Origin of the sequence: Vreelandella andesensis (assembly GCF_003989795.1) — a bacterium.
Classification (GTDB): Bacteria; Pseudomonadota; Gammaproteobacteria; order Pseudomonadales; family Halomonadaceae; genus Vreelandella; species Vreelandella andesensis.
Genome location: NZ_RZHG01000028.1, coordinates 48,929 through 75,473, shown reverse-complemented (window position 1 = coordinate 75,473; position 26,545 = coordinate 48,929). Strand labels below are relative to the sequence as shown.

Sequence of the window (26,545 nt, the reverse complement as noted above, 5' to 3'; positions counted from 1 at the left end):
CATTGTTGGCAGCATATAGCAACTGGTAATCAAGCCACCGAGTCGCTGATTTAGTTAGGGATGAACTGCATGGAAAGAAAACGGCGATGGCCCACCGTTAAAAAAGCGACTCGTGGGCTAGTTTTACCATTTTTTGTAACGTGGTCGGCTCCTATATGGGCACTCAACGCTTCTATCAATGGTGTCAGTAGTGAAGTAGAAGACAATATTGGTGCCTATTTACAAAATATTGACGAAGACCAGTACACCGACACCAGGTTAGAAGGTGAAATACGTAAACGCACCCGAGAAGCCATGCGCGTCTTCGGCTACTATGAGCCAGACATGACAGTTGACGTTGATAGCTCGCCCATCACGTTAACTATCGAACCAGGTTCGCAGGTCAAAATCGAGGTGCTGTCTGTCAACATTATCGGTGAAGCAAACGATGACCCATCGTTTCAGGAAGCGCTGGATGCCTTCCCTTTAAAGGAAGGCGATACATTACGCCATGCACCTTGGGACCGCCTGGGCAACCAGTTTACAGGCTTAGCACTAGAGCGCGGTTATTTTGACTGGGGATTCACTGATCGTCGAATGGAAATAAGGCCATATCTTGAAAGTGCTCGCCTCTATATGGCTTTCAATAGTGGCCCGCGCTATCAGTTTGGCAATACGTCTATTTCAGGTAGCCATATTGAACCTGACCGTTTGCGTAAAATACAGACTTTTGAAGCAGGGGAGCCTTATCTAGCCGAGTCTATCGCTCGTTATAATCAACGCTTAGCTGAAACAGGATGGTTCAGTTCTGTGACGGTTCGACCACGCTTAAAGACAGCAAGAGAGTTGACATTATCGCCTTCTACCGGTGGCTCTCCGTGGTGGGATGAGGCAACAGCATCACAACCCCAACGCCCACGACTTTCCAGCGTAGCGCTTGCCAGTGCACTTGGTGTCACAAAGCGTAGTGATATCAGCTTACCCATTGACGTAATAGTAGAACCTGCTGACCGCCATCAGTTCGAAGTAGGCGTTGGCTTTGCAACCGATGTGGGGCCTCGCCTGCGTTTTGGCTGGAAACAGCCATGGATTAACCGTTTTGGCCATAGCTTGGATCATGATTTATATATTTCAGCACCTGACCAACGTTTTACTGGTACCTACAATATTCCGTTAGATGATCCATTACGTGATAGTTATCGTCTGCAGTATGGCGTACGTAACGTAAATGATGGTGATACCCAGTCGTTGGAAGGCGCGGTTGAAATCGCTCGGCGATGGGAATTTGAAAACCGCTGGGTGCAAACACTTTACTTTCGTACTACTTACGAAGAATTTACTCAAGGTGGGGTGTCAGACGAGGTGTTACTGTTTTATCCAGGCATTCAGTGGTCTCGTTCAAGAACACGCCCTCAGCGATTCCCCTTATGGGGAGACCGACAACAGCTATCGGTTGAGTATTCAGATACCCTGTGGGGGTCGGATGCTCAGTTTGCGCGGGTAAAAGGTGACACTGAATGGATTCGAACATTCAATGATGATAACCGTTTTTCAGCAAGGCTAAGTATTGGTGCTATCGAAACAGATAATTTCGATAAACTACCGCCATCATTGCGCTTTTTTGCAGGGGGAGATCGAAGCGTTAGAGGTTACTCCTACGAAAGCCTATCCCCTCGAAATGAACAAGGGCGCTTACGTGGCGGCCAGCAAATGTTGACCTCAACGCTCGAGTACCAACGTAGGGTCTCAGGAGATTGGTGGGGCGCAACCTTTATTGATAGTGGCGATGCCTTTGATAACTGGGGCCCTGAGGAACTAAAAACGGGCGCAGGAGTTGGCGTACGCTGGGTTTCACCAGTGGGTCCTATCCGGTTTGATGTAGCACACCCTTTTGACCACGAAGATGATTGGCGCTTGCATTTTTCCATCGGACCGGAATTTTAGGAGAGCATTTTGACTAAGGTTGAAACAGCGGTGTCTACTAAGCGTCAACCGCTCTCAGTTAAACATCGAATCGGGTTGTTTTTATGGAGTTTAGTGCGGCTAGTCATTGTGTTACCGCTATGGCTATTTGGCTTGGTCGCACTGCTGCTCGGCGTAGCGCTCTCTCCCTGGGGCACTGGACAATTGTTTTCTCTAGGCGAGCAACGAGGGTTCTTTACGTATGAACACCAAGAAGGTGCACTGTTTGACGACTTTGCATTGCGCGGTTTTCAACTATTGTTCGGCGAGACACATGTCAACATCGAGAGTCTAGCGTTGGTCTGGGCGGATGATTGTGTGCTATCAGGTAAGCTTTGTCTGGATAGGTTTCATCTAGAAGGTGTGGACATACGTTTGGGCGAGAGTGCTGAAACGGAATCACCAGAATCAGATGGGCTAGCTAGCATCCACCTCCCTTTTCCTATTGAGCTACGCTCAGTTGAGTTAAATAACGTTCAAATTCAGCTAGCTGATGGAACACGAGTTGGCTGGGATTCGTTTTCAACAGCGATTACTGCACAGCAACATCTGGTCAATATCGCGCCTACCACGCTTGTGCGACCAACCCTGTATTTACCGCCCTCTGCGGGCACTCAACTGACTGAAGGTATCCAGACACCGCTAAAGCCGGAAGGTATTGATGGTGCTATTTTGGCTAGTCAACCCGTCATAGCGGAATCCGAACAAGCAGCAGAGACATTACTCGCACGTGAGCGAATTGAGCTACCTGAAATAATGCTGCCTATTGATATCGACTTAGCGTCACTCACCGTGACCGACTTTACTGTCAGTGGAGCAGCCGATTACCAAGTGGAACGCTTAGCAGTCGTTGCCAGTGGCAAAGGTAACCAAATAGCCCTCGAGTCACTAGCATTGCTCACGCCTGATGCCGAGGCAAACTTATCAGCCAACGTCACATTGTCAGGCGGTTATCCGTTAGATGCTCGATTAACATCAACCTTGTTTCTACCCGAGATATTTCCTGAGCTAAGTGGCGAAGAGCTTGTTTTGGAATTATCAGGATCACTAAATAAGCTAACAGCCAGTTTAGAAGCGTCTGGTATCATTAATGCGACACTGGATGCTCAAGTCGATGCACTGGCACCGACACTACCCTTTGATATACACCTTCAAAGCAACCGCTTACAGTGGCCACTCACACAGCCAAGCAGCGATGATCCAGCACAAGCACCTTACATAGCTGAAGATATAGATATCGTTGTCAGCGGCAGCTTGGAAGCATACCAAACAACGCTTTCCTTGAGCGCCCAAGGCCCTCAAGTGCCGCTCACCAATATTCGACTCAGTGGCGACGGCGATCTTTCATCATTCCGCTGGACGCCGCTGAACCTCACGATTGATGAAAGCTCGCTCAGCAGTGAAGGTGAAGTCAATTGGGAATCGTCGCTTCGAGTGGACACCACCATCCGGTTGAATCAATTTGATCCATCACATTTTGTCGAACAACTCAACGGTAATCTAAATGGCGATATTGTCGCTAGCGTGCGCCAAACAGGCGACCTTTGGGAAGTTAGCCTTCCAGTACTTAACATTAATGGGGAGCTACAGGAATATCCTTTAACGTTGCAGGCCACCTTAGATGCCAATAGTGCGCTTGAAGTTGATATTCAAGAGCTACTTTTCACTCAAGGAGACAACCGATTAACGGCCTCTGGTCAGGTCAGTGAGCAAGCAATGTCGCTAGATGCCGAGATTGCATTGCGGCAATTACAGACGCTTCATCCAGACTTAGCGGGCACGTTAACAGGAAGTATTCTCGCTAGAGGTAGCATTAGCCAACCTAGTGTGGCTGCCGAATTATCCGGCAGCGACCTGCAGTTTGCTGAAAACCGTATTGAAGCCTTATCCCTCACCAGCAATATCGAGGGAATCGAAGACCCATCGCTAGACATTAATGTTGGCCTGCAACAAGTCACTGCAGGTGGTCAGGCTTTTTCAAGTATTAACCTTGAGCTGAATGGCCGTTTATCTCAGCATGTGCTCACTGTCAGTGTCGACGGACAAGCTAATAACATGTTGAGTCGTGCGCTTGTTTCCCTGGATGGTCGTTTTGATCAACAGGCACAGCAGTACCAGGGGCAACTAACACCACTGGAAATTGACTCCGAGTTTGGCAATTTGCGCCTGGAAGCTCCGCTTGATATCCGCTACAACCTTGCTAATGGCCAAGCACAACTCTCACCCTTCTGCGTGCGTCGCGAAGAAGGAGGGGTAGTTTGCTCGGAAGAATCAGTTACCGCATCAGCCGACCAAGGACGTGCGGTGTTGAGCATCCGAGAAGTGCCTATGGAAGCGCTAGAGCCCTTATTGCCTGAAGAGTGGAGCTTTGAGGGTGACACGACCGCTAACATCGTTGCAGCTTGGCGTCAAGGAGGGGCTCAGTGGCAAGCGGATGTTCAGGTATTAAGTGAGTTAGCCATTACGGCGGTCAACGATTACGGCCAGCCTGTAAAACTGCCTGTGATTCGTTTAAACACGCAGTTGGAAGCTAATCAAGCTCAGGCGGATGCCGATGTCGTGTTGTCGTTTGAAGACGCTGGCGAGCTTGCCCTTGACCTTACTATCAGTGATCCTCTTGGTCGTGGCGGTTTAAATGGAGAGTTACGAGTCCAAGAAGTTTCTTTAACGCCTTACCGCTCATTAGTGGTAGGTATGGATCGCTTAGAGGGCGACTTAAGTGGCCGAATACAAATCTCTGGAACTACCAGCCAACCAGATTTACAGGGGCAGCTTGCCCTTCGTAACCTAAGCGCTCATGGCCCAGATATTCCTATTGATATCAAAGATGGTGAGCTAGTCGTTGCCTTCGATGGCGAACAAGGGGATATAAACGGCTTTATCGCTGCTGAACGCGGCCGTTTAAATATCACTGGCGATGCTTACTGGCCCAAAGGTAACGACTGGCGTATTGGTGTTGATGTTAACGCCACCCAAGAGCCATTATTAATTGTTCTGCCACAATTTGGTCGCTTAGAAGCTGCGCCGGATATTCGTATTCGAGTGACACCGGATCGCTTACAAGTACGAGGCAACGTTGATGTACCGTGGGCGCGTTTAGAAGTTGGGGAACTCCCTGCCTCAGCCATTAGCACAAGCGGTGATGAAGTCATTATCACCGAACGTGACGATCGAGAAGCTGAGCGGATTGCCCAACAACGGGCGGTCAATGGTGAGCCTAGTGCTGCTGATGTGTTATCGCAATCAGGAATGGTACTTGATGTACTCATCACCCTGACCTTGGGTAGTGACATGCAGATCTCAGCATATGGGCTTAATTCCGGGTTAGGTGGCACGCTAGAAATTCGTCAAGACAGTGGCGCACTTCAGCTGTTTGGTGATGTCAATCTAGTGGACGGGCGTTTCCAGGCCTTCGGCCAGGACCTCTTGATTCGCCGAGGGCAATTGATATTCAGCGGCCCACCAGGACTTCCAATTTTAGATTTCGAGGCAATTCGTAATCCAGACATCACCGAAGATGAGGTCATTGCAGGTATTCGAGTCAGTGGCAATGCAGAAGAACCCAATGTAGTGATTTTTTCTGAACCAGGAATGGATGAAACCCGTGCGCTGTCCTATCTGCTGAGAGGGCGTGCACCCGATGCATCGGGTGGGGGAATTGACAGTGCGCTTACCACTGCCTTAATCGGGATGTCTCTCGGCAAGACAGGCGGAGCTGTTGGCTCGATTGGAGAAGCATTTGGAATTAGCGACTTAACTCTGGATACCACCGGGGCTGGTGACAGCAGTCAAGTGGCACTAACAGGGCAGTTAACCGACGATATCCGAATTAGCTACGGTGTTGGTATTTTCTCGCCTATTGCAGAATTGACATTACGCTACACACTTTGGCGTAACCTGTATGTGCAGGCAGTATCGGGCGCTAACCAAGCCGTCGATTTAATTTACACCTTTACTCGATCAGGTGACCCCACCATTTATCCACGGCAATAAGAGGGCGTTATGACGCTATTTTCTAAAGCAAGATCAGTACCACTTGGCCGCGTAACGCCGATTGAAACGAGTAGCACCCATACCGTTACCGGCCATTCGCTTCATCCTCCTTTTCCAGAAGGTCATGAAGAAATTGTATTAGGAATGGGATGCTTTTGGGGGGTTGAGCGTCTGTTCTGGCAAGTGCCGGGGGTTTATGTAACGGCTGCAGGCTACGCTGGGGGAGAAACACAAAACCCAACTTACCAAGAAACCTGTACAGGACTAACAGGTCATACCGAGGTAGTTAAAGTAGTATACGATCCCAATATCGTATCACTGGATTCGTTGTTACAAATTTTTTGGGAACAACACGACCCTACTCAAGGAAATCGTCAAGGCAACGATGTGGGTAGCCAGTACCGTTCTGCTATTTTCACGACGACGGATAGCCAGTTAATTGCCGCCGAAAAGAGCGCTGACGCCTATCAAAAGGCACTCGACAGTGCGGGCCGTGGCGCCATTACTACCGAGATCGAACCGCTAAATGTCTTTTACTATGCTGAGGCTTATCATCAACAGTACTTGGAGAAGAACCCGTCTGGTTACTGCGGACTCAAAGGTACTGGCGTAACGTGCCCCATTGGTTAGTAACGATAAGCGCGTCAAATTATCCATCATAAGGTCAGTAAAATGCCACACACGTTAAAACGGCCATGGCGCATTCTTTCGGCTTGGGCTTTAACTGCCTTTGGTACGCTTGCTATGCCTGCCATGGCAGAAGAAATGTCTGAAGATGCCGTTCTGGCTATGCCACAAACGGTTGAAGAGAGTCCGTTTGCAAGTGAGCGAGATGCGGTGATATGGCGTCAAGATGAATTAAAAGAGCTAGAAAGGCTTCTTCGTCAGCTACGTTTTGACTTGGTGAATAACCAAGATGCCCGCGGCGCTGCCCCGCGTTTAGCAACGCTGAAAGAAAAAGCTACCCAAGCGCACTTTTTGCCCGCGTTTATTGCCGGCACTCATGGGCGTGGGTCTGATGCCCGCCCTGAAATATGGGAGGAGTGGGAAGATTTTGCTGCAGGCTTCAAAGATCTTGAACAAAAAGTAGCGGTACTAATCGACGCGGCCGAGCAAGAGGACTATCGCGCGGCCACCCGAGCATTTTCTGACGTTGGATTGAGCTGTAAAAGTTGTCATCGCGCCTACCGCTACGACTAGCTAAAGTAAGTACTCTTAGTCGAGATAGACGCGGAAATTTTTAGTCGGTTTGCTGAAGACGGTCGATACGGTAGAGGGTTTCAACTTGCTCCAGGCCGGTTATGGTGCAGTTTAAATCTTTTATACGGCCGTCGCTCAAACCATAAACCCAGCCATGCACTGAAATATTTTGGCCTCTCTGCCAGGCGCGTTGTAAAATTTTAGTACGGCATAAGCTATTAACTTGAGCTTTCACGTTCAATTCACACATCCGATCAATTTGCTCTTCCATTGGCAAATGCTCAAGCGTCTCGCGGTGATGGTTATACTGTTCGCGCACTGAATGCAGCCAATAATCGACGATACCACATTCACCCCCGGTAACTGCCGCCTTAATGCCACCACAACCATAGTGCCCCACAACCATAACGTGGCTGACCTTGAGTACATTCACCGCAAACTGCACAACAGAAAGTGCGTTCATGTCGGTATGGTGAAGAAGGTTAGCAACATTGCGATGGACAAAGACCTCGCCCGGGGGAAGGGCAATAATCTGGTTGGCGGGCACGCGACTGTCAGAACAACCAATCCAAAGGTAATCAGGGTTTTGCTGGTTGGAAAGGCGTTTAAAGTACTCGGGGTCCTCCTCACACATGCGCTCTGCCCAAGCGCGATTATTATCGAGCAGTGTCTCAATAGAGTTAGACATTGAATCTCCGTCACAGGTTAGGAGCTGTTAGGTTTAAGATAGAGCAAACTCGGTTACAAAGAGAGCGTTTTTAACCTCCTTGAAATCCAAGGTCAATCTTTGTGTTTCGCGATTGTTATCGACAAGTACATGATCAGCAAGCATATACAGTAGTTCAGGATAGGAGCAGCACATGGCAGCAAATGCAGAATATGAATACGATTTACTGGTGATAGGGGCAGGGTCAGGAGGTGTCCGCGCGGCACGAATGGCGGCGGCAACGGGCGCCAGAGTTGCCATCGTAGAAGATCGTTACTTGGGCGGTACTTGCGTCAATGTCGGCTGCGTCCCTAAAAAGCTTTACTCCTATGCCGCCCACTTCCACGATAGCTTTGATGATGCTGCGGGCTTTGGATGGCAATTGCCAGGACCTGCTGTTTTTGAATGGTCAGTACTACGCGATAATAAGACCAGTGAAATAAAACGCTTAAATGGGATTTATCAGCGGATGTTAGAAGGCGCTGGAGTCGTGTTGATTAATGCCAGAGCAACCCTAGCTGGAACGCATACGGTTTCGCTGTCCTCTGAAGAGGGCGTTTCAGAGGTTACCGCGCAAAAGATACTACTGGCGACAGGTGGCTGGCCATGGGTTCCTGATTTTCCTGGCAGTGAACATACCGTCACTTCAAATCAAATATTTGACCTTGATACTTTTCCAGAACGTTTTCTCGTTTTGGGTGGCGGCTATATTGCGGTCGAGTTCGCAAGCATTTTTAACGGCCTTGGTAGCGACACACACTTGATTTACCGTGGTGATCTGTTCTTAAAAGGCTTTGATGAAGAAGTTCGTGCATTTACTCGGGATGAAATGAGCAAAAAGGGCGTCAACCTTCATTTCAATACCAATATTGAGCGGATTGAGCCCCATGGCTCGGCGTTTAACGTGTATTTAACTAACGGTGATATTCAAGAGGTAGATGCCGTTTTGGCCGCCACAGGACGCAACGCCAATACCCAAGGGCTGGGGCTTGATGCGCTAGGTATTCATCTCGACAGCAGTGGCAAAATCCCAGTAAATGAGCATTACGAAACGTCGGTTCCTTCGATCTTAGCGCTGGGCGATTTAACCCAGGGGCCGGAATTAACACCCGTTGCTCTAGCTGAAGCGTTGCAGCTCGTCGATATTCACTTCAAAGACACACTACCTAAGCCATTGGACTACGAGACGATTCCAACGGCTGTGTTTTGCCATCCAAATATCGGAACGGTCGGGTTATCTGAAGAAGCTGCCAGAGAAAAGATTGGCAAAATTCGTGTTTATCGTGCGGACTTTAAAGCAATGAAACACACATTGTCTGGTAGTCAAGAGCGCACCTTAATGAAACTAATTGTTGATGATGCCACGGATATCGTTGTGGGGGCTCATATGGTAGGTGATGAGGCAGGTGAATTGATTCAAGGGATCGCCATTGCGGTTAGAGCCGGGCTAACGAAGGAAGATTTTGATCGCACAATCGGTATCCACCCAACAGGTGCTGAAGAATTTGTGACAATGAGAACACCTGCGCGCAATTGATTACATAAAGTTCATATTGTTAAGGCGAGCATTAGCTCGCCTTTTTTATCTCGCGCCTATGCGTGGTTGACCTAAACTCTTGCAATACCGCTGTTTTTAATCATTCTTTTAAAGGCTGCGCATCAGTTTATAACCAAAATTTATGGATAAGACTTGGATGAATAATATGATTTTTGAATTGCTCATAATCAGCTGTTATAATGACAATCAAATTCGCTACAGCGAAGCATAACCATGAGTACGCCAATAACACCTTTTACTCCTTCTGCAGACCTTGCTCGACCGACAGTTGCCGATGCTGTCGTCGGACATGCGTCTACACCGTTGTTTATTCGCAAGCCGAATGCAGATGACGGTTGGGGCGTTTACGAACTAATTAAAGCTTGCCCACCGCTTGATGTTAACTCCGCCTACGCCTATCTGCTACTGGCAACCCAGTTTCGTGACAGCTGTGCGGTTGCGACAAATGAAGAAGGCGAAATAGTTGGGTTTGTATCTGGTTATGTGAAAGATAACGCGCCAGATACTTATTTCCTATGGCAAGTGGCTGTAGGCGAAAAAGCACGCGGTACCGGCCTGGCGCGTCGCTTAGTTGAAGCCATTATGTCGCGGCCTGAACTCAATAATGTGCATCATTTAGAAACGACGATCACCCCGGACAACCAAGCTTCATGGGGATTGTTTCGCCGTCTTGCCGCGCGTTGGCAAGCCCCCTTAAATAGTCGTGAATATTTCTCTACTGAACAACTCGGTGGAGAACATGATCCAGAAAACCTAGTTCGTATAGGTCCCTTTCAAACAGACAGCATGTAACGAAACTAACCAGCTATTGCTTCATACATCACCGTTAATACCGGGTGAGTTTTGAATTCGTTTCCGCCAGTTTGTCCCTCGCTTGGCTCAATGATTAAAAAAGGAGGTCGCTAATGCAGACCCAAACGCTCGAACGCATGGAATCTAACGTACGTACTTATTCTCGTTCATTCCCCGTTGTGTTTACGAAAGCTCAGAATGCGCGTTTAACGGACGAGAATGGTCGTGAATACATCGATTTTTTGGCCGGTGCTGGCACTCTCAATTACGGCCACAACAATCCTCATCTTAAGCAGGCGATGATCGATTATTTATCGACAGACGGTATTGTTCATGGCTTGGATATGTGGACCGCAGCAAAGCGCGATTATTTCGAAACCTTAGAAGAGGTGATACTCAAACCGCGTGGTTTGGACTACAAAGTGCATCTGCCTGGCCCAACAGGGACTAACGCAGTAGAAGCGGCCATTCGTTTGGCCCGTGTTGCTAAAGGTCGCCACAACATAGTGACTTTTACCAACGGCTTCCACGGTGTCACCATGGGCGCACTGGCGACCACGGGTAACCGCAAGTTCCGCGAAGCAACCGGTGGCATTCCAACACAAGGCGCAAGCTTCTTACCCTTTGATGGCTATATGGGTGAGCACGCGGACACGCTGGATTACTTCGAAAAATTGCTTAACGACAAATCTGGCGGTCTCGATATTCCGGCGGGTGTTATTGTTGAAACCGTGCAAGGCGAGGGCGGTATTAACGTAGCAGGCCTTGATTGGCTCAAGCGTCTGGAAAGCATCTGCCACGCTCATGATATTTTGTTGATCGTCGATGACATTCAAGCGGGCTGTGGCCGCACGGGTAAGTTCTTCAGCTTCGAACATGCCGGCATTACGCCTGACATCGTGACTAACTCAAAATCTCTCTCTGGCTTCGGGCTTCCATTCGCTCATGTATTAATGCGTCCTGAGCTTGATAAGTGGAAGCCTGGTCAGTACAACGGCACGTTCCGTGGTTTCAGTTTAGCGATGGTAACCGCCACAGCTGCGCTAAAAAAATATTGGTCAAACGATACTTTTGAGCGTGACGTCCAGCGCAAAGCGCGTATTGTTGAAGAACGTTTCCAAAAGCTGGCGGCTTTACTCAGCGAGAACGGTATGCCTGCCACCGAACGTGGACGTGGCCTTATGCGCGGGATTGACGTTGTTTCCGGTGATATTGCTGACAAAATCACCAGCAAAGCTTTTGAGCACGGCCTTATCATCGAGACCAGCGGCCAAGACGGTGAAGTAGTAAAGTGTCTATGCCCGCTGACCATCAAAGATGAGGACTTGCTGGAAGCACTGGATATTCTTGAAGCTTCCGTCAATGCTGTTATCCAGGCGTAATTCAGGATTAAGCTGCTTTCGTAGTAGGTTTAGTAAGTAGCATCAATTCAGTACTGAGGCGTTTGGTTTCAAATCAAACGCCTCGCATTGGAGTACATCTATGATCGTTCGCAATATTGAAGAAGCACGTAAAACAGATCGTCTTGTCACCGCAGAAAATGGTAACTGGGATAGCACGCGTTTGGTACTGGCCAATGATGGTGGGAACTTCTCGTTCCACATTACACGCATCTTCGAAGGTACCGAAACGCATATTCACTATAAGCACCATTATGAATCTGTTTACTGCATTGAAGGCGAGGGAGAGGTAGAGACCCTGGCAGATGGTAAAATCTGGCCAATTAAGCCAGGCGATATTTATATTCTTGACCAGCACGATGAACACCTGTTGCGTGCCCACAAAACTATGCATTTAGCATGTGTGTTCACGCCACCTATTACTGGCAATGAAGTACATCAGGAAGACGGTTCATACGCACCCGCTGGTGAGTAGATCGCTTACGTTAGTTTTTTTGATTAGCTGATAATAAAAACAGCCTGCTTTTAAGCAGGCTGTTTTTTGCATTTGTGAATCAAGGGTCAACTTGCTCAAAAACCAGGGTAATTTCACCCAAGGTAAGGCCAAATTTGCGCATTGCGGTACGATTTATCAAACGACCATCGGGCTGTAAATACATCCAATCATCCATTGTAAAACGGATAGTACGGCCGCTTACTTCGATATCAAGCGGATAGCGCATATGAAAAGCGTGCCCATACTGTCGAGCATCCACCTGGCCTTCAACGTCGTTGGCTGTGCCGATCCAGCGATGATCGTCAACGCGTTCAAATTCCCATACCCGACGATCTGTCTCACCATCGGCAAACAAAAAAGCTTCATCAAGTGTCAACGTATCATCGCTATACGTTCCGGTGATGTCGACCGTAAAACGGCGCTGTACTTCGCCAGAGTAGTCTTGCACCATGCCCCAGGCGCGCGTGTTGCCAGTGAAGTACTCAGCGATATCTAAACGAGGTGTTGTATTGGCATAATCTTCAACCTCGACATTGGCACAGCCAGCCAACACGAATAGGGTGGCTACCATTATGAACTTGCGTATGCTGATCATTAGAGATTTCCTAAATGGCGAATGTTTTACGTATAGCTATTGTAGGAGAAAATGGTGCAACACAGTACTGTTACGCGATATATCCTTTGAACCATATAGGTTCGTATAATATATATTATGTTAAATCAGATAAATAAAGGTTTCAAAACCGTGCGCTCGAGTTAGATAATGCAATGTTCTTCAACTAATGACTCACCTCTTCTTGTTTAAGGATACCTCACGTTATGCGCTTAGGAGTATTGTGTCTGATGGCTGGTTTGTCGCTTTCGTTTGCAGGCTGCGCTGTGACGCCGCCAGAAACGAATGATCCGCCGCCATTGAGCGAGGCGTCTTTTAACTCGCGTATCCTTGAGCTTGAAACCTCTATTGCCCAGCAATGCGTTTCCGCACCTACACTCCGTGAACAGCAGCTTAACCAACAGCAGCACCACCAAGCATTGACTGCTGATGTACGCGAAGTCGGCAGTTTATTGCGTTATTTGCGTCAAGATGTTGCAGGTTTGCAAGCACGTGGTGAAGAGCCCGTCATTGTTCGCGAAGAGTGTGATGTTGATACCGTTCAGGACAACAAAGCGCTGCTGGGCCGAAGTGAATGGGTTGGATTGCCTAGTGTTGGCACCTACTTGAAAGCGCGCATCGACTCAGGAGCCAACACTTCTTCACTTTCTGCTGCCGACATTACCCGCTTTGAGCGTGATGGCGAAAACTGGGTGCGTTTCAAGTTGGCACTAAACGACGATGACGTTGTCGTAGATCGCGTGCGAGATGAATGGATTGAAACGCCAATTGTACGCAGAGTACGTATTGTTCAGGCGTCAGGTGAAGATTCTCGTCCAGTGATTTCACTATTAATGACCCTAGGGCCAATTCGCGAAAACGTTGAGTTCACCCTCAATGACCGCACACATTTGGATTACCCAGTGCTCCTGGGGCGTCGGTTCATGATGGATATTGCAACCATTGATGTTGCTCAGACCTATCGTTATGAACGCCCAGAATTTCCTGGTGGTGAGCCCGCCGACAAAGCCGTTGATGATGAAGCAGCAGATCAAGACGATACTGAAGAGTAACAACTCTCCCCCGCCGTTTTTGGCCGAAAGGAATCATAATGTCACGGTTGCCGTTTTATTTGATCGTTGGATTACTATTGTTGGTTGGCATTGCCGCCAGTGTGCATCGACATGTTCAGTTCGAAATCCCTTGGTTACCCGGCGAACAACGCCAAGTCTGGGAAATCGAAGCGGTTATTAATTTTAATGCTCAGGACGGCCCCGTTCAGGTTGATTTAGCGCTGCCTTCACATCAGGCGGGATACCGAGTATTAACAGAAAACACGGCGTCGTCCGGGTACGGTCTTGCCTATAAAGCAGATGAGTTTGGTCGCCAAGCTGTGTGGACTATCCGCGATGCGGCCGGTAGCCAACAGCTATATTATTCTGTACAGATGCTTGTTTCGCCGGATGCACGCTCGCCGGTACAAACACCACCAGAATTGTCGTCTACCCCCCCTTGGGAAAGCCCATACGACACAGCAGCTAGCCAATTGATTGATCGCGCTTGGGCACGCAGTGCAAATAACGCCACCTTTGCGAGGGAGCTGATTTTAGATATTAATAGCGACCGCCAAGAAGAAAATGCCCGTTTACTATTAACCCAAGAACAGCCCTCAGCTTTGATTGTGCGTTTATTAAACCAGGCGGGCGTCAATGCGAGAGAAGTAAGCGGTTTGCTGATGGAAGATGGTCGTCGTCGACAAACGCTCAGTAGCTGGATTCAAGTGTTCGACGAATCTGCTGAAACTTGGTCACTATTCAATCCCGCCAGTGGCGAAGAGGGAAAACCTGATAACCTTCTGCTTTGGGAAACGGGTGGCCGCGCAGTGCTGGAGGTTCAGGGCGGTACTAACTCCCGTGTCACTTTTTCTATGTTAACCCATTATCAGCCTGCATCAGCTGCGGTTCGTAATCACTACTCCGACAATACCTTGCTGAACTTCTCTATCCATAGTCTCCCTTTGGAAGAACAGGCACTTTTCCAGACAATTCTATTAATACCTATTGGCGCACTGGTAGTCGTGTTTTTACGAGTGCTAGTTGGGGTGAAAACATCGGGCACCTTTATGCCGGTGCTCATTGCATTAGCGTTTATTCAAACCACCTTGCTAACGGGCTTAATTGGCTTCCTGCTGATTGTGGCCATGGGTCTGATTATTCGCAACTACCTGTCATATCTAAATTTATTGCTGGTAGCAAGGGTCTCGGCGGTCATCATCACGGTGATTGCAATTATTTCAATCTTTACTGTGATTGCTTACCGTATGGGGTTGAGCGCTGGTTTAACCGTCACCTTCTTCCCGATGATCATTCTAGCCTGGACGATCGAGCGGATGTCGATTCTTTGGGAAGAGGAAGGTCCGAAGCAGGTATTGATTCAAGGCGGGGGTAGCCTGTTAACGGCTGTATTAGCTTTCTTAGCAATGAACAACCCCTGGGTTCGCCACATCACATTCAACTTCCTCGGTGTTCAGTTCATTCTGATGGCACTCATTTTATTGCTTGGTAATTACACAGGTTACCGTTTACTGGAACTACGCCGATTTAAGCCAATTACCGACGAAGAGAAAACCTCATGAGTTGGTTAAAAAACTGGACGTGGCCCAGTCGACTGAGAGACAAGGGAATTATCGGCATGAACCGGCGAAATATCCGCTACATTGGCCGTTATAATCCCCGGCGCCTTTATCCACTTGTTGACGATAAGTTGAAAACTAAGCTTATCGCTCAACGCTACGGCATTACGACGCCAGAGCTTATTGGCACGGTGACGACTCAGTTCGGCGTCAAGCACATCGATAAAATGCTGAGCGGCCACGCCGGTTTTGTCATCAAACCAGCCAAAGGCAGTGGCGGGAAAGGCATACTCGTCATTGAAAATGTACAAGATCGGGCCTTTATCAAGCCAAGTGGCGTTAGCTTATCGATCGAGGATATTGAACGCCACGTTTCGAACATACTCTCTGGGCTTTATTCACTTGGTGGCTCGCCAGATGTAGCGGTTATTGAAACGCTGATTAATTTTAATGAAAGCCTCATGGACTATTCCTATGAAGGTGTGCCGGATATCCGTGTCATCGTTTTTAAAGGGTATCCGGTGATGGCCATGATGCGGCTTTCTACCGCGGCATCAGATGGCAAAGCCAACCTACACCAGGGGGCTGTTGGCGTTGGCCTGAATATTGCCACAGGAGCTGCCCTGCGGGGGGTACAGTTTGATCGACCTTGCTTTAGCCACCCCGATACAGGTCACGACCTTGCCAGCCTAATCGTTCCTCAATGGAATACACTGCTCCACCTAGCAGCAGGCTGCTACGAGATGACGGGGCTTGGCTACCTTGGCACTGACATGGTGCTAGATAGAAAGCATGGCCCTATGCTGCTTGAACTTAACGCACGCCCGGGGCTTGCTATTCAAATGACTAACGGTGAAGGACTCCGTCGTCGGCTTGATCTGATTGAACAGCAGCCAGATGGTATTCCCGTCGCTGAGCGAGTGGCGTTTGCACAGCATCACTTTGCTCGAAAAAGCGAACTCGTAGAAACGCCTGACACCTCTTCGACGACGGCGTAAACTACGCATATTAAGTTCAACGAGTACCCTAATGACTGAAGCTAATACGCTGTTACAACAAGCGGAATCGCAGTGCCACAACCGTGGCGTTAGGTTTACGCCTATTCGTCGCCGGGTATTGGAGCTCATTGCTGATAATGGTGGCGGCCTAAAAGCGTATGATTTACTAGACCAGCTTTCCACTGAGCATGCAGCAGCAAGACCGCCTACGGTTTACCGCGCGCTCGACTTCCTTATCGAACAAGGCCTCGTTCATCGCATCGAGTCTCAGAATGCTTATGTTGCCTGCGCATGTCCGGAGCATGCCCATGGCTTTCAGCTGTTGATTTGTCGCCACTGTGGCTATGTTGAAGAGCTTCACTTAGATGAAATAAGTGACCAACTGGCTGACTTAGCCAAGCGTCAAGGGTTCAACGTCGAGCGCCAAACGATAGAGCTTCAAGGCTTATGCCAAAATTGCCGACCAGCGAGTAATGAGTAATGTCCCGTTTTACCCCATTAGACCCACGCAACCTCTTTAAAGCCCTTGAGTCTGCTAACCCGTCCGACACCTTGCCCAGTACGAAAACCCTGCTGGATGCAGTTCGCTTTAACGAAGCTGGTCTGCTTCCAGCCATTGCTCAGCAGTTTGATTCGGGTGAAGTATTAATGATGGCGTGGATGAACCGCGAGGCACTCGAAGAAACGCTAGCAACACAGCGTGTTTGCTACTATTCACGCTCACGTCAAAAGCTTTGGCGCAAAGGGGAAACCTCTGGTCAACAACAGCAGTTGAAAACTGCTACCCTCGATTGCGATGGTGACACGCTGTTACTCCAGGTTGACCAAACAGGCCCTGCTTGTCACACGGGTCGACGAAGCTGCTTTTATGTATCGCTCAGCAATGAGCATGCCACTATTACCAGCGAACCGCTTATCGACCCTGCGACGCTCTACGGAAAGAAATAGTGTCACGACTGCTAACCTCAGCAAAGCGCAGGGCTTCGAAAGCACTTGCAATGGTGATGATTGGCTTTATCAAAGTGTATCAATACACCCTTAGCCCGCTACTAGGGCCGCGCTGCCGTTTCTGGCCTAGCTGCTCTTCCTATACCGTTGAAGCTATTCAGGTACATGGCCCCTTTAAGGGTGGATGGATGGCAATAAAGCGCATTGTACGCTGCCATCCAGGTAGCGATGGTGGTATTGATCCAGTGCCTGGCGGCAGAAGCGAACAGCTGTGTCAGGAAGACCCTGACTTAACAGCGCCGCCACACTCTAAGTGCAATCATCGGCGCTGATACTACAAACCCGCTCTCTATTGTGGCTGCTTAGCTACCTGGTAGATACGTTCTAACATGGCATGCAAGCCATTACTGCGGGTAGGCGATAAGTGCTTATCTAACCCTAAATCCTTCAAAAAGTGCGGCTCGGTATGGTTGATCTCATCAGGTGTGCGTTCACTATAGATTCTCAGCAGTAACGCAATTAATCCTGAGACGATGGCAGCATCCGAGGTAGCCTTAAAAATCAGCTTGTCGCCCTGCTCTTCGTGACACATCCATACGTTGGATTGACAGCCTTGAATTTTAAACTCTTCCGTTCGCTGCTTTTCCGGAAAGTCAGGCAATTGCTTTCCCATATCGATAATGTATTGATAACGATCCATCCAGTTATCAAATATCTCAAACTCTTCGACCAGTTCTTGCTGGGCCAGCTCAGCGCCTGAAGTTGCCATGGCGTTTCCTTTGGGTTGGTGTCTCAATGTCACTTGCATTATAACGGGTTAGAAGGCGTTTTTGGGGGTGTTTTCAAGCGATGACGCTGCTGTTCACGATGCCACTCATGATCTTCGGTATGTAAGTATCGGCTAGTCGTATCCAGTTTGGAATGACGGGCGCTTTCCGCTAAATAGCGCAGGCTTACTCCCGATTGGGCTTGGTGCGTGATCGCCGTATGCCGCAACCAGTGAGGTGTTGCCCGACGTAGCGCGCTGACATAGGCAGGCTTGCCATGCTGTGCCTCTAGTGCATCGGCTGCGTCGCTAAAAACGCCTTTAATCAATCGATATAGCTGGTTGTCGGTAATTCCGCGATGCTTATCCAGCGCCCGTATTAGGGGAGTTGGTTCTTGGTAGCTGGGCAGCCCTTTTAATGCAAGCGCTTCTCGCCATTCTATTAAACATTCAAGCATATCATCAGGTACTGGTACACGCGCAAGCTTACTCCCCTTACCGACCACCACCCACCACCAGCGTCCTTCGCGCTCCTGAAAATCATCCATCTGCGCATTGGCCATTTCACTAATACGCGGTGCTAACAAATAAGCGAAGCTAAATATAAACCGTCGTCGCGCCTGCTCGTAAGCTTCTCGTTCACTGATAGGCTTTGCTGACGCATTCATCCATTCCCAACACCATGCCCACAGATCGCGCTCTAAATAGCGCTCAATTGTCTGCGTTTGATTATTCAGTCGCCTCGCCTTGTCACGCATGAGCACGAAAGGGTTGTGGCTAACCCACCCTGCTTCTATTAGCCAGCTATACATGCCCTGCAAGATAATCAGACTTTGCCGTCGACTTGCCGGTGAAAGCCCACCGCGGAAGGGTCGCCATTGTGCATGGTGGCGTGGCTTAGTTGGCCCCACCCATTGCTGCGCTGGCTGCGGGTTTTCTAAAAACACCTCATATTGACGCAACAATTCACGATTCATAGCGCATAACGGCTTATCTTGGTTGGTCAACCAAAGCAGCAAGCGCTCTGCTTCTCGGCGGTAACTTTTCAGTGTTTGGGGACTGTCTTGATACTCCTGGAGCCATGCTGCTACCGCCTCAAAGTCATTTTTGACATCAATGAATAGCGTGTCAATTCGCGAGGTAACTGGCGAGGAAAATATAGGCAGAAGATCAGGCCAACTGTCTTTTTCTAGGACTTTACTGGCTGATTTTTGTTGTTTTGACACTTCTCTGGGCATCCACCACTTCCTCGGTCATTGCATACGCTTTCAGTGGCTAAGTGTGGTGTTATCAGCGCTAAAACTCAAGATTATGGGAGTAATCTTGAATTTATTGACTTTAATGTAAATAAAATTACGTTTTATGTATTACGTAATTATTGTAATTTTGATGAAACTCTATGAAAATAGCGTGATCAACCTTAAGGGATAAAGCACCATGGCGCGCAGCGGGATTCAATACAGTGATGTTCAACAAGCAGTCGACACCCTGCTCGCCCGCGGCGATACACCAAGCGTTCAACGTATCCGGGAAGTACTAGGAACGGGCAGCTTCACTACAATCAGCGAACATTTCCGTAGTTGGCGCATTGAGCGAGAGCAAAATCGTGACGTTCCGCCACCTAAGGGCGTACCAGAGGTAATCGTTAATGTGGCAAGTGAGCTGTGGCGAGAAGCGCAAGAGGCCGCCAATCAAGCTCTCATCCACTATCGTGAAGATGCGAATCGGCAGGTAGAAAGCGCCCAGCAGGAAGCTGCCGATGCCCTTCAGCAGGCAGCAAATGCAGAGCAACGAGAGAGTGCCCTCGCAGAGCATTTGCGGCATACGGAACAACGCCTGGAAACACTGAACCGCGAGTTGGCAGCTAGCCAAACAAATGAGCATCAATGGCAACAGCAGGCAGCGCAAGCCACCCAAGACGCCAAGCAGTATCAACAGCGGTTTACAAAGGCTGAGCATGATATAGCCGAGCAGAAAGAGCGCTTCGCTGAAGAGCAGCAACAACGTCGAGCCACTTGGGAGCAGCGTTTAGCTCAGGAAGAGCAGCGTAACGAAGCTGCAGAAGGAAAGTTAATGGCGTTGCTAGATACGCTTAGGCAAGAGCGTGCCCAGGGAGAGAAAGCACTACAAAAGCGCCTTCAGAAAATGGAGCAACGCTCAGACAGCTTGGCCAAAGAGCTGCAGCTCAATAAAGACACACTGCAGCACTACCAAGTCGATAACAGCCGCTTGGAACAGCAAGTTGATGAGTTTGAACGCAACCACGTATCGCTAAATGACCAGAACGCCAGCTTAAAAAGCGAGCTTGATAAAGCCAATAAAGCACTGGAAAAGCAGCACCAATCGGCGCTTAAAGATGAAGACTGGCAACAACAGCTTTGGCAACGAATGGAAGCCCTTCAGGCACAGTTAACAGCCCTGCCTGAGGCGCTTTCATCACAGGAAAAAGACGACAATTCACCTAGAGAGTGAGCCCTTGCGCACAAAAAAGCCCAGCAAAATTCTGCTGGGCTTTTCGAAGCGAACGCGGTGCACTGATATTTCGTTAGCGGTAATACGCGTTCGTCGTATCTGTGTGATCGGTAACGTCACGAATGCCAGCCAGTTCAGGAATCCGGTCCATTAGCGTTTTTTCAACGCCATCTTTTAGCGTCAAATCTACCGCTGCACAACCTTGACAACCGCCACCAAAGGCAAGAATAGCAACCTTATTTTCGGTGAGCTCTACCAATTTAATCTCACCACCATGAGCCGCAAGCCCTGGGTTAATCTCGCTGTAAAGCGTGTAATTAATGCGATCTTCTAGGGGGCTGTCCGCGTTAACTTTGGGCATTTTCGCGTTCGGGGCTTTGATGGTTAACTGGCCGCCCATACGGTCTGCATTAAAGTCAACTATCGCTTCATCTAAAAACGCTAAGCTGTTTTTATCGAGAAATACGTTAATTTTTTCAAGTTCAAGCTTAACGTCGGTAGGTTCTTCTTCACCTGGGCGGCAATACGCTAAACACGTTTCTGCGTAAGGCGTACCTGGCTGGGTGATGAAAATGCGTACAGCAATGCCTTCAACGTTCTGCTTTTCCAAGAGTTCAGCAAGGTATTCCTGAGCACTGTCAGTAATATCAATACCTTGGGTATCAGTTTCGATAGTCGTGGTCATAAGGGATGTTATCCTCCCGTGGTAGTGGCGCTGCCACATCACTTGTCATTTGTAACTACTTCATTGACTTCTATGGTAAGCAAAACTACTCGCCAGCACAATCCCGACTATTTTAGTAGGCTATTGTTGATGCCTATGAGCGCGCCTCATCAAGATGCTGCAATAACTTCACGCCCCTACTTACTGCCCTAAGGTGTGCCCTTTGTTATGATGTGTTCGCTCACACTATGACGATGACTACAAAAATATCCTTTTTGACTGAGATGCTGGAGATTCCCCCCTGCCATGGCTGCTAGTGATTTGACTGCTTCCCTAACTCAACGCCTTGCCCAACGTATCCTGATATTGGACGGTGGCATGGGTACCATGTTGCAGAACGCCGAACTCAGTGAGGACGATTTTCGTAGCGACCGTTTTCGGGATTGGCCATCCGATCTTAAAGGCAATAATGATTTATTAGCGCTTACTTGCCCTGACCTGGTGACACGTATTCACCGCGACTATTTAAAAGCTGGCGCGGATATTATTGAGACGAATACATTTAATAGTACGCGTCTTTCGCAGTCAGATTACGGCATGGAAGACTTGGTGCCCGAGCTGAATCGTGAGTCGGCACGATTGGCGCGCAGCGTTTGCGATGCCGTGGCTGCTGAAACCGATATTCCCCGCTATGTTGCTGGGGTGCTTGGGCCAACCTCACGTACAGCGTCTCTATCGCCGGACGTGAACGACCCTTCGAAACGCAACGTCACCTTTGACGAGCTACGTGAAAACTATTACGAAGCCGCTAGCGCATTAATTGAAGGCGGTGCCGATCTGATTATGATCGAAACCATCTTCGACACCCTGAATGCCAAAGCTGCTATTTATGCGCTTGAAGAACTGTTCGATGATTTAGGTACTCGGCTGCCAGTGATGATTTCCGGCACAATTACCGATGCATCTGGTCGCACACTTTCTGGCCAAACTACCGAAGCCTTCTGGAATTCTGTTCGCCACGCCCAGCCGCTATCGGTTGGCTTGAACTGTGCCTTGGGTGCTGAAGAACTGCGCCCTTACATCGAAGAGCTATCTACAAAAGCCAACACCTTTGTCTCTGCGCACCCCAATGCGGGCCTACCCAACGAATTTGGTGAATATGACCAAACGCCAGAGGAAATGGCAGCCATTGTTAGTGAATTCGCAGAAAGCGGGCTGGTCAACATTATCGGCGGCTGCTGTGGTTCTACCCCTGAACATATCCAAGCTATCGCTGAGTCTGTTCGCTCATTCCCCCCCCGCAAGGTAGCTAAACGCAGCCATGCGTGTCGCCTATCTGGCTTAGAGCCCTTTAATATCGAAGCAAACTCGTTGTTCGTGAACGTCGGTGAGCGCACCAACGTGACAGGATCAGCGCGTTTTAAGCGGTTAATCGTCGAAGAAGATTTCACTACCGCGCTTGAAGTTGCGTTGGAGCAGGTCGAGAACGGCGCGCAAATTATCGACATCAACATGGATGAAGGCATGTTGGAGTCACAGGAGGCGATGGTTCGCTTCTTGAACTTGATTGCTGGTGAGCCCGATATCGCTCGCGTCCCGATTATGATCGACTCCTCTAAGTGGGACATCATCGAAGCGGGCCTAAAGTGCGTTCAAGGCAAAGCAGTTGTGAATTCGATCTCGCTTAAAGAAGGAGAAGCCGCGTTTCGTGAACAAGCCACTAAATGCCGTCGTTTTGGTGCGGCCATTGTGGTCATGGCGTTTGATGAAGAAGGTCAAGCGGATACGTTTGCGCGTAAAACCGAAATTTGTGAGCGCGCCTATCGCTTGCTGGTTGACGATATTGGCTTCCCTGCTGAAGACATTATCTTCGACCCAAATATCTTTGCCATCGCCACTGGTATCGATGAGCACAATAACTACGCCGTCGATTTTATTGAGGCGACCCAATGGATTCGCGAACACTTGCCCCACGCGATGATTTCCGGCGGCGTGTCGAACGTCTCGTTTTCATTTCGTGGTAACAATCCGGTACGGGAAGCCATCCACTCAGTATTCCTCTACCACGCTATCCGCGCGGGCCTCAGCATGGGCATCGTCAATGCGGGTCAGCTGGCCGTCTATGATGACCTGCCCGCCGAGCTGCGTGATGCAGTTGAAGACGTCGTACTAAACCGTCGTAGCGATGGCACCGAACGCCTATTGGATCTGGCCGACAAATATAAAGGTGATGGTAGCGGCGCTGCCAAGAAAGAAGACCTGGAATGGCGCAGTTGGCCGGTTAATAAGCGTATCGAGCATGCGCTGGTTAAAGGTGTGACCGTTCATATCGAAGAAGATACGGAAGAAGCCCGCGCCCAAGCGACTAGACCGATTGAGGTCATTGAAGGCCCGCTAATGGATGGCATGAACGTGGTCGGCGACCTGTTTGGTGCAGGGAAAATGTTTCTTCCTCAGGTGGTTAAGTCGGCCCGTGTCATGAAACAGGCGGTGGCCTACCTGATTCCCTATATCGAAGCAGAAAAAAGCGAAGAGACCAAGGCCAAAGGCAAAATCGTAATGGCCACGGTCAAAGGGGATGTTCACGACATCGGCAAAAACATTGTCGGTGTCGTGCTGCAGTGTAATAACTATGAAGTCATCGACCTGGGTGTGATGGTACCTACGGAAAAAATTCTGCAGGCGGCTCTAGACCATAACGCTGACATCATCGGGCTTTCTGGACTGATTACCCCATCGCTTGATGAAATGGTGCATGTTGCTAAAGAGATGAAGCGCAGGGGCATGAATTTGCCACTGTTAATTGGTGGTGCCACGACTTCCAAGGCTCACACCGCGGTGAAAATCGAGCCACAATACGATCACCCAGTGATCTATGTGACAGATGCTTCCCGGGCAGTTGGCGTTGCGGGTCGTTTACTGGCCCCGAACCTTAAAGAAGCCTACGTTAGCGAGATTCGTGAAGAGTATGAAAAAGTGCGCGAGCGTAATGCCAAACGCCGACCTAAAGCGGCGGATCTGGATTACACTCAATCCCGCAAACGTCGCTTCCGCACTGATTGGACTAGCCTCACGCCGGTTAAACCTCAGGTATTGGGCCTAAAATCCTTTGACGACTACGATCTTGAAGCGCTGGTAGAACGGATCGATTGGACACCGTTTTTCATGAGCTGGCAGCTCGCCGGCAAGTACCCCAAAATCCTTGAAGATAACGTTGTCGGCGAAGCCGCTCGCAACCTGTTTGCGGATGCCCAATTAATGCTGCGCAAGCTGATCGATGAAAAACGTGTACAGGCACGGGGTGTTATTGGCCTGTGGCCCGCTAACAGCGTCGATGACGATGTGATTGAAGTGTATGCCGATGAAAGCCGCACCGAGGTGGTTGAGCGCCTGCATCATATCCGCCAGCAGACCACTAAAGGGCGTGACGGTATTTGTTACAGCCTGGCAGATTTTATTGCCCCCAAAGAGAGCGGCAAAGCCGACTGGATTGGCGGCTTTGCCGTCACCACAGGCCATGGGGTTGATGAGCTTTCAAAAGCCTATGAAGCGGCCGGTGACGATTACAACGCCATTATGGTGCAAGCGTTAACTGACCGCTTAGCGGAAGCGTTTGCCGAGCACATGCACGAGCGTGTGCGTAAAGAGTTCTGGGGCTACGTACCGGAAGAGACATTGGATAATGATGCGTTAATTGCCGAGAAATATCAGGGTATCCGCCCTGCTCCCGGCTACCCAGCCTGCCCTGACCATACGGAAAAGGCCACGCTGTTCCGGCTGCTTGATGCCACAGAAAACACCGGTTTGGCACTGACTGAAAACTTTGCCATGTGGCCAGCGGCGGCGGTGTCTGGCTGGTACTTCGCCCACCCCCAATCAAAATACTTCTCCACCGGCAAAATCACCCGAGATCAAGTGGAGACGATTGCACAACGCAAGCAAATGCCATTAGGGGAAATGGAGCGCTGGCTCTCTCCGGTGCTCTCTTACGACCCTAGCTAATGTCGCCTGTGGGTCGCCGCCAAAGTAGGGTCATGCGCTTGGCCTTACCCATCATGCTGGGCATGCTTTCACAAAGCATGCTCAACCTTATTGACGCCGCTATGGTGGGCCACTTAGGCCAAGAAGCATTAGCAGGTGTTGGTATCGGCGGTTATGCCATGTTTATGATGACAGCGCTGGTCTTTGGCCTTTCCTCCAGCGTCCAGTCTCAAACCTCTCAAGACCTAGGCGCCGAACACTTCCCGCTGACACGTTCACTTCACTCGGGTTTGCTCATCGCCGTTTTAGTGGGCGTCCCCTTGTCGTGTCTCGCATGGTGGCAGGCCCCCTGGTTAATACAGTTGATAACCCCCGCCGATGACGTGACCGCTATTGCCGTTGACTACTTTCGCTGGCGTGTTGTTTCGTTAACCGCCGTTGCCCTGACACTTTGCTTTCGCGGTTACTGGAACGGTCGACAGCACACGCACCTTTACCTACGTATTATCGTGATTGTGCATGTATTTAATGTGATCGCCAGTGCCGGGTTAATTTATGGCATGGTAGGCCTCCCAGCGCTGGGTGCTAGTGGCGCGGGCATAGGCACATCACTTTCTCTACTGCTGGGGCTGATCATTTGGGCAGGTGTGACGCATAACGCTGATGCGCTTACCCAGCAGAAGCAGACATTACACTCACTATGGTCAACGCTGAGTCTTGCGTTTCCCCATTCAATGCAACAAGTGTGGTTCGCAGCGGGTTATGTGGTGCTTTTTTGGCTATTAGGTAGGATGGGCACGGAGAGTGTCGCCGTCGGCCATGTGCTGGTTAATTTGTCATTGTTGCTTATTTTACCGGGCATTGGAGTGGGTGTAGCGACGATGAGCCTAGTAGGTGAAGCGTTAGGAAGGGATGATCAACAAGCGGCATACCGCTGGGGGATCGATGCATTAAGTGTTGCTGGGATGCTGCTGACAGCATTAGCGATACCTATGCTGCTGTTTCCTGCAACTGTTCTCACTATTTTCTTTGAAGACCCTTCGCTCATTCAGCTGGGTACCCTACCGTTACAAATTACTGGCTTGATGATTGTGCTGGATGCTGCCGCCCTGGTGCTAGCCCAAGCATTAATGGGCGCTGGTGCTCAGCGTACCGTGATGTTGCTTACCTTGGGTATACAGTGGTTAGTGTTTCTACCGCTAGCCTGGTGGGTTGGCATTGAAATGGAATACGGACTACCCGGTGTGTGGCTAGTACAGCTTATTTACCGTGCGCTCAATTCCGGCAGTTTTTTATGGGTATGGCAGCGTCGGCGCTGGCTAGCGTAAAAACAGTGAATTAAGCGTTTTAAATACCATTTAGAAATAAAAAAATAATTATATATTCTTTTGAAGAATATAACGCCT

At 49.4% G+C, this 26,545-nt stretch carries 22 protein-coding genes; 17 read left to right on the top strand and 5 right to left on the bottom strand.

Features of this window, described 5'->3' with window-relative positions:
- The first annotated feature begins 69 nt into the window (after positions 1 to 69).
- The 4 genes from tamA to ELY33_RS15180 are packed head-to-tail and all read left to right on the top strand — an operon-like array spanning position 70 to position 7,134.
- A complete protein-coding gene (gene tamA, locus ELY33_RS15195) occupies positions 70 to 1,923 on the top strand; it encodes an autotransporter assembly complex protein TamA (protein ID WP_126948752.1) in 1,854 nt (617 codons plus the stop codon).
- 9 nt (positions 1,924 to 1,932) lie between these two features.
- Positions 1,933 to 5,934: an autotransporter assembly complex protein TamB gene (tamB, locus tag ELY33_RS15190; RefSeq protein WP_244208628.1), complete on the top strand. Its 4,002-nt coding sequence runs from the start codon at positions 1,933 to 1,935 to the stop codon at positions 5,932 to 5,934.
- Between the two features lie 9 nt (positions 5,935 to 5,943).
- Positions 5,944 to 6,564, top strand: a complete 621-nt coding sequence (gene msrA / locus ELY33_RS15185) for a peptide-methionine (S)-S-oxide reductase MsrA (protein ID WP_126948751.1) — start codon at positions 5,944 to 5,946, stop codon at positions 6,562 to 6,564.
- A gap of 42 nt (positions 6,565 to 6,606) precedes the next feature.
- A complete protein-coding gene (locus ELY33_RS15180; protein ID WP_126948750.1) occupies positions 6,607 to 7,134 on the top strand; it encodes a c-type cytochrome in 528 nt (175 codons plus the stop codon).
- A 40-nt stretch (positions 7,135 to 7,174) separates the two neighbouring features.
- Here the strand turns inward: ELY33_RS15180 and can are convergent, their stop codons facing one another.
- Positions 7,175 to 7,822 carry a carbonate dehydratase gene (gene can, locus ELY33_RS15175; RefSeq protein ID WP_126948749.1) on the bottom strand — a complete coding sequence of 216 codons (648 nt, stop codon included), beginning with the start codon at positions 7,820 to 7,822 and terminating at the stop codon, positions 7,175 to 7,177.
- A 172-nt stretch (positions 7,823 to 7,994) separates the two neighbouring features.
- Here can and gorA point away from each other — a divergent pair, with 172 nt between their 5' ends.
- The 4 genes from gorA (at position 7,995) to ELY33_RS15155 (ending at position 12,065) form a co-directional block, all read left to right on the top strand.
- Positions 7,995 to 9,377: a glutathione-disulfide reductase gene (gene gorA / locus ELY33_RS15170; protein WP_126948748.1), complete on the top strand. Its 1,383-nt coding sequence runs from the start codon at positions 7,995 to 7,997 to the stop codon at positions 9,375 to 9,377.
- A gap of 234 nt (positions 9,378 to 9,611) precedes the next feature.
- Positions 9,612 to 10,190 carry a diaminobutyrate acetyltransferase gene (gene ectA / locus ELY33_RS15165; RefSeq protein WP_126948747.1) on the top strand — a complete coding sequence of 193 codons (579 nt, stop codon included), beginning with the start codon at positions 9,612 to 9,614 and terminating at the stop codon, positions 10,188 to 10,190.
- Between the two features lie 113 nt (positions 10,191 to 10,303).
- Positions 10,304 to 11,572: a diaminobutyrate--2-oxoglutarate transaminase gene (ectB, locus tag ELY33_RS15160; protein ID WP_126948746.1), complete on the top strand. Its 1,269-nt coding sequence runs from the start codon at positions 10,304 to 10,306 to the stop codon at positions 11,570 to 11,572.
- Between the two features lie 100 nt (positions 11,573 to 11,672).
- Positions 11,673 to 12,065, top strand: a complete 393-nt coding sequence (locus tag ELY33_RS15155) for an ectoine synthase (RefSeq protein WP_126948745.1) — start codon at positions 11,673 to 11,675, stop codon at positions 12,063 to 12,065.
- A gap of 79 nt (positions 12,066 to 12,144) precedes the next feature.
- On the opposite strand, the gene ELY33_RS15150 is transcribed toward ELY33_RS15155, so the two are convergent.
- Complete coding sequence (locus ELY33_RS15150) at positions 12,145 to 12,681, bottom strand: DUF3833 domain-containing protein (RefSeq protein WP_126948744.1); 537 nt, start codon at positions 12,679 to 12,681, stop codon at positions 12,145 to 12,147.
- 224 nt (positions 12,682 to 12,905) lie between these two features.
- Here ELY33_RS15150 and ELY33_RS15145 point away from each other — a divergent pair, with 224 nt between their 5' ends.
- The 6 genes from ELY33_RS15145 to yidD are packed head-to-tail and all read left to right on the top strand — an operon-like array spanning position 12,906 to position 17,588.
- Positions 12,906 to 13,751, top strand: coding sequence for an ATP-dependent zinc protease family protein (locus tag ELY33_RS15145; RefSeq protein WP_126948743.1), 846 nt, complete (start codon positions 12,906 to 12,908; stop codon positions 13,749 to 13,751).
- Positions 13,752 to 13,789: 38 nt separating this feature from the next.
- A complete protein-coding gene (locus tag ELY33_RS15140; RefSeq protein ID WP_126948742.1) occupies positions 13,790 to 15,313 on the top strand; it encodes an inactive transglutaminase family protein in 1,524 nt (507 codons plus the stop codon).
- On the top strand, positions 15,310 to 16,308 hold the full coding sequence (locus ELY33_RS15135; RefSeq protein ID WP_126948741.1) for an alpha-L-glutamate ligase-like protein: 999 nt from the start codon (positions 15,310 to 15,312) through the stop codon (positions 16,306 to 16,308). The genes ELY33_RS15140 and ELY33_RS15135 overlap by 4 nt, the downstream gene beginning before the upstream one ends.
- Positions 16,309 to 16,339: 31 nt before the next feature.
- Positions 16,340 to 16,789, top strand: coding sequence for a transcriptional repressor (locus tag ELY33_RS15130; RefSeq protein ID WP_126948740.1), 450 nt, complete (start codon positions 16,340 to 16,342; stop codon positions 16,787 to 16,789).
- The gene (hisI, locus tag ELY33_RS15125) at positions 16,789 to 17,256 is read left to right on the top strand and encodes a phosphoribosyl-AMP cyclohydrolase (RefSeq protein WP_126948739.1); all 468 of its coding nucleotides are present in this window, start codon (positions 16,789 to 16,791) and stop codon (positions 17,254 to 17,256) included. The genes ELY33_RS15130 and hisI overlap by 1 nt, the downstream gene beginning before the upstream one ends.
- Positions 17,256 to 17,588, top strand: a complete 333-nt coding sequence (gene yidD / locus ELY33_RS15120) for a membrane protein insertion efficiency factor YidD (protein ID WP_126948738.1) — start codon at positions 17,256 to 17,258, stop codon at positions 17,586 to 17,588. The genes hisI and yidD overlap by 1 nt, the downstream gene beginning before the upstream one ends.
- Before the next feature lie 17 nt (positions 17,589 to 17,605).
- Here yidD and ELY33_RS15115 read toward each other — a convergent pair whose 3' ends face one another.
- Together ELY33_RS15115 and ELY33_RS15110 are read right to left on the bottom strand one after the other, a co-directional pair.
- Positions 17,606 to 18,025, bottom strand: coding sequence for a SufE family protein (locus ELY33_RS15115; protein WP_126948737.1), 420 nt, complete (start codon positions 18,023 to 18,025; stop codon positions 17,606 to 17,608).
- A 38-nt stretch (positions 18,026 to 18,063) separates the two neighbouring features.
- Positions 18,064 to 19,260 carry a tyrosine-type recombinase/integrase gene (locus ELY33_RS15110; protein ID WP_126948736.1) on the bottom strand — a complete coding sequence of 399 codons (1,197 nt, stop codon included), beginning with the start codon at positions 19,258 to 19,260 and terminating at the stop codon, positions 18,064 to 18,066.
- Between the two features lie 199 nt (positions 19,261 to 19,459).
- Here ELY33_RS15110 and ELY33_RS15105 point away from each other — a divergent pair, with 199 nt between their 5' ends.
- Positions 19,460 to 20,494: a DNA-binding protein gene (locus tag ELY33_RS15105; protein WP_126948735.1), complete on the top strand. Its 1,035-nt coding sequence runs from the start codon at positions 19,460 to 19,462 to the stop codon at positions 20,492 to 20,494.
- Between the two features lie 73 nt (positions 20,495 to 20,567).
- On the opposite strand, the gene nfuA is transcribed toward ELY33_RS15105, so the two are convergent.
- Complete coding sequence (gene nfuA, locus ELY33_RS15100; RefSeq protein WP_126948734.1) at positions 20,568 to 21,179, bottom strand: Fe-S biogenesis protein NfuA; 612 nt, start codon at positions 21,177 to 21,179, stop codon at positions 20,568 to 20,570.
- A 285-nt stretch (positions 21,180 to 21,464) separates the two neighbouring features.
- Here nfuA and metH point away from each other — a divergent pair, with 285 nt between their 5' ends.
- On the top strand, positions 21,465 to 25,160 hold the full coding sequence (gene metH, locus ELY33_RS15095) for a methionine synthase (RefSeq protein WP_126948733.1): 3,696 nt from the start codon (positions 21,465 to 21,467) through the stop codon (positions 25,158 to 25,160).
- Positions 25,160 to 26,467, top strand: coding sequence for an MATE family efflux transporter (locus ELY33_RS15090; RefSeq protein ID WP_126948732.1), 1,308 nt, complete (start codon positions 25,160 to 25,162; stop codon positions 26,465 to 26,467). Before metH ends, ELY33_RS15090 begins: the two co-directional genes overlap by 1 nt.
- The last annotated feature ends 78 nt before the right edge of the window (positions 26,468 to 26,545 follow it).

Coding starts and splice junctions, on each gene's coding strand:
- ELY33_RS15140 (WP_126948742.1), top strand. CDS start 13,790: ATGTCACGGTTGCCGTTTTATTTGATCGTTGGATTACTATTGTTGGTT.
- ELY33_RS15180 (WP_126948750.1), top strand. CDS start 6,607: ATGCCACACACGTTAAAACGGCCATGGCGCATTCTTTCGGCTTGGGCT.
- ELY33_RS15105 (WP_126948735.1), top strand. CDS start 19,460: ATGGCGCGCAGCGGGATTCAATACAGTGATGTTCAACAAGCAGTCGAC.
- tamA (WP_126948752.1), top strand. CDS start 70: ATGGAAAGAAAACGGCGATGGCCCACCGTTAAAAAAGCGACTCGTGGG.
- ectA (WP_126948747.1), top strand. CDS start 9,612: ATGAGTACGCCAATAACACCTTTTACTCCTTCTGCAGACCTTGCTCGA.
- ectB (WP_126948746.1), top strand. CDS start 10,304: ATGCAGACCCAAACGCTCGAACGCATGGAATCTAACGTACGTACTTAT.
- hisI (WP_126948739.1), top strand. CDS start 16,789: ATGTCCCGTTTTACCCCATTAGACCCACGCAACCTCTTTAAAGCCCTT.
- ELY33_RS15155 (WP_126948745.1), top strand. CDS start 11,673: ATGATCGTTCGCAATATTGAAGAAGCACGTAAAACAGATCGTCTTGTC.
- metH (WP_126948733.1), top strand. CDS start 21,465: ATGGCTGCTAGTGATTTGACTGCTTCCCTAACTCAACGCCTTGCCCAA.
- ELY33_RS15130 (WP_126948740.1), top strand. CDS start 16,340: ATGACTGAAGCTAATACGCTGTTACAACAAGCGGAATCGCAGTGCCAC.
- nfuA (WP_126948734.1), bottom strand. CDS start 21,179: ATGACCACGACTATCGAAACTGATACCCAAGGTATTGATATTACTGAC.
- ELY33_RS15115 (WP_126948737.1), bottom strand. CDS start 18,025: ATGGCAACTTCAGGCGCTGAGCTGGCCCAGCAAGAACTGGTCGAAGAG.
- ELY33_RS15150 (WP_126948744.1), bottom strand. CDS start 12,681: ATGATCAGCATACGCAAGTTCATAATGGTAGCCACCCTATTCGTGTTG.
- ELY33_RS15135 (WP_126948741.1), top strand. CDS start 15,310: ATGAGTTGGTTAAAAAACTGGACGTGGCCCAGTCGACTGAGAGACAAG.
- can (WP_126948749.1), bottom strand. CDS start 7,822: ATGTCTAACTCTATTGAGACACTGCTCGATAATAATCGCGCTTGGGCA.
- msrA (WP_126948751.1), top strand. CDS start 5,944: ATGACGCTATTTTCTAAAGCAAGATCAGTACCACTTGGCCGCGTAACG.
- ELY33_RS15110 (WP_126948736.1), bottom strand. CDS start 19,260: ATGCCCAGAGAAGTGTCAAAACAACAAAAATCAGCCAGTAAAGTCCTA.
- ELY33_RS15145 (WP_126948743.1), top strand. CDS start 12,906: ATGCGCTTAGGAGTATTGTGTCTGATGGCTGGTTTGTCGCTTTCGTTT.
- gorA (WP_126948748.1), top strand. CDS start 7,995: ATGGCAGCAAATGCAGAATATGAATACGATTTACTGGTGATAGGGGCA.
- ELY33_RS15090 (WP_126948732.1), top strand. CDS start 25,160: ATGTCGCCTGTGGGTCGCCGCCAAAGTAGGGTCATGCGCTTGGCCTTA.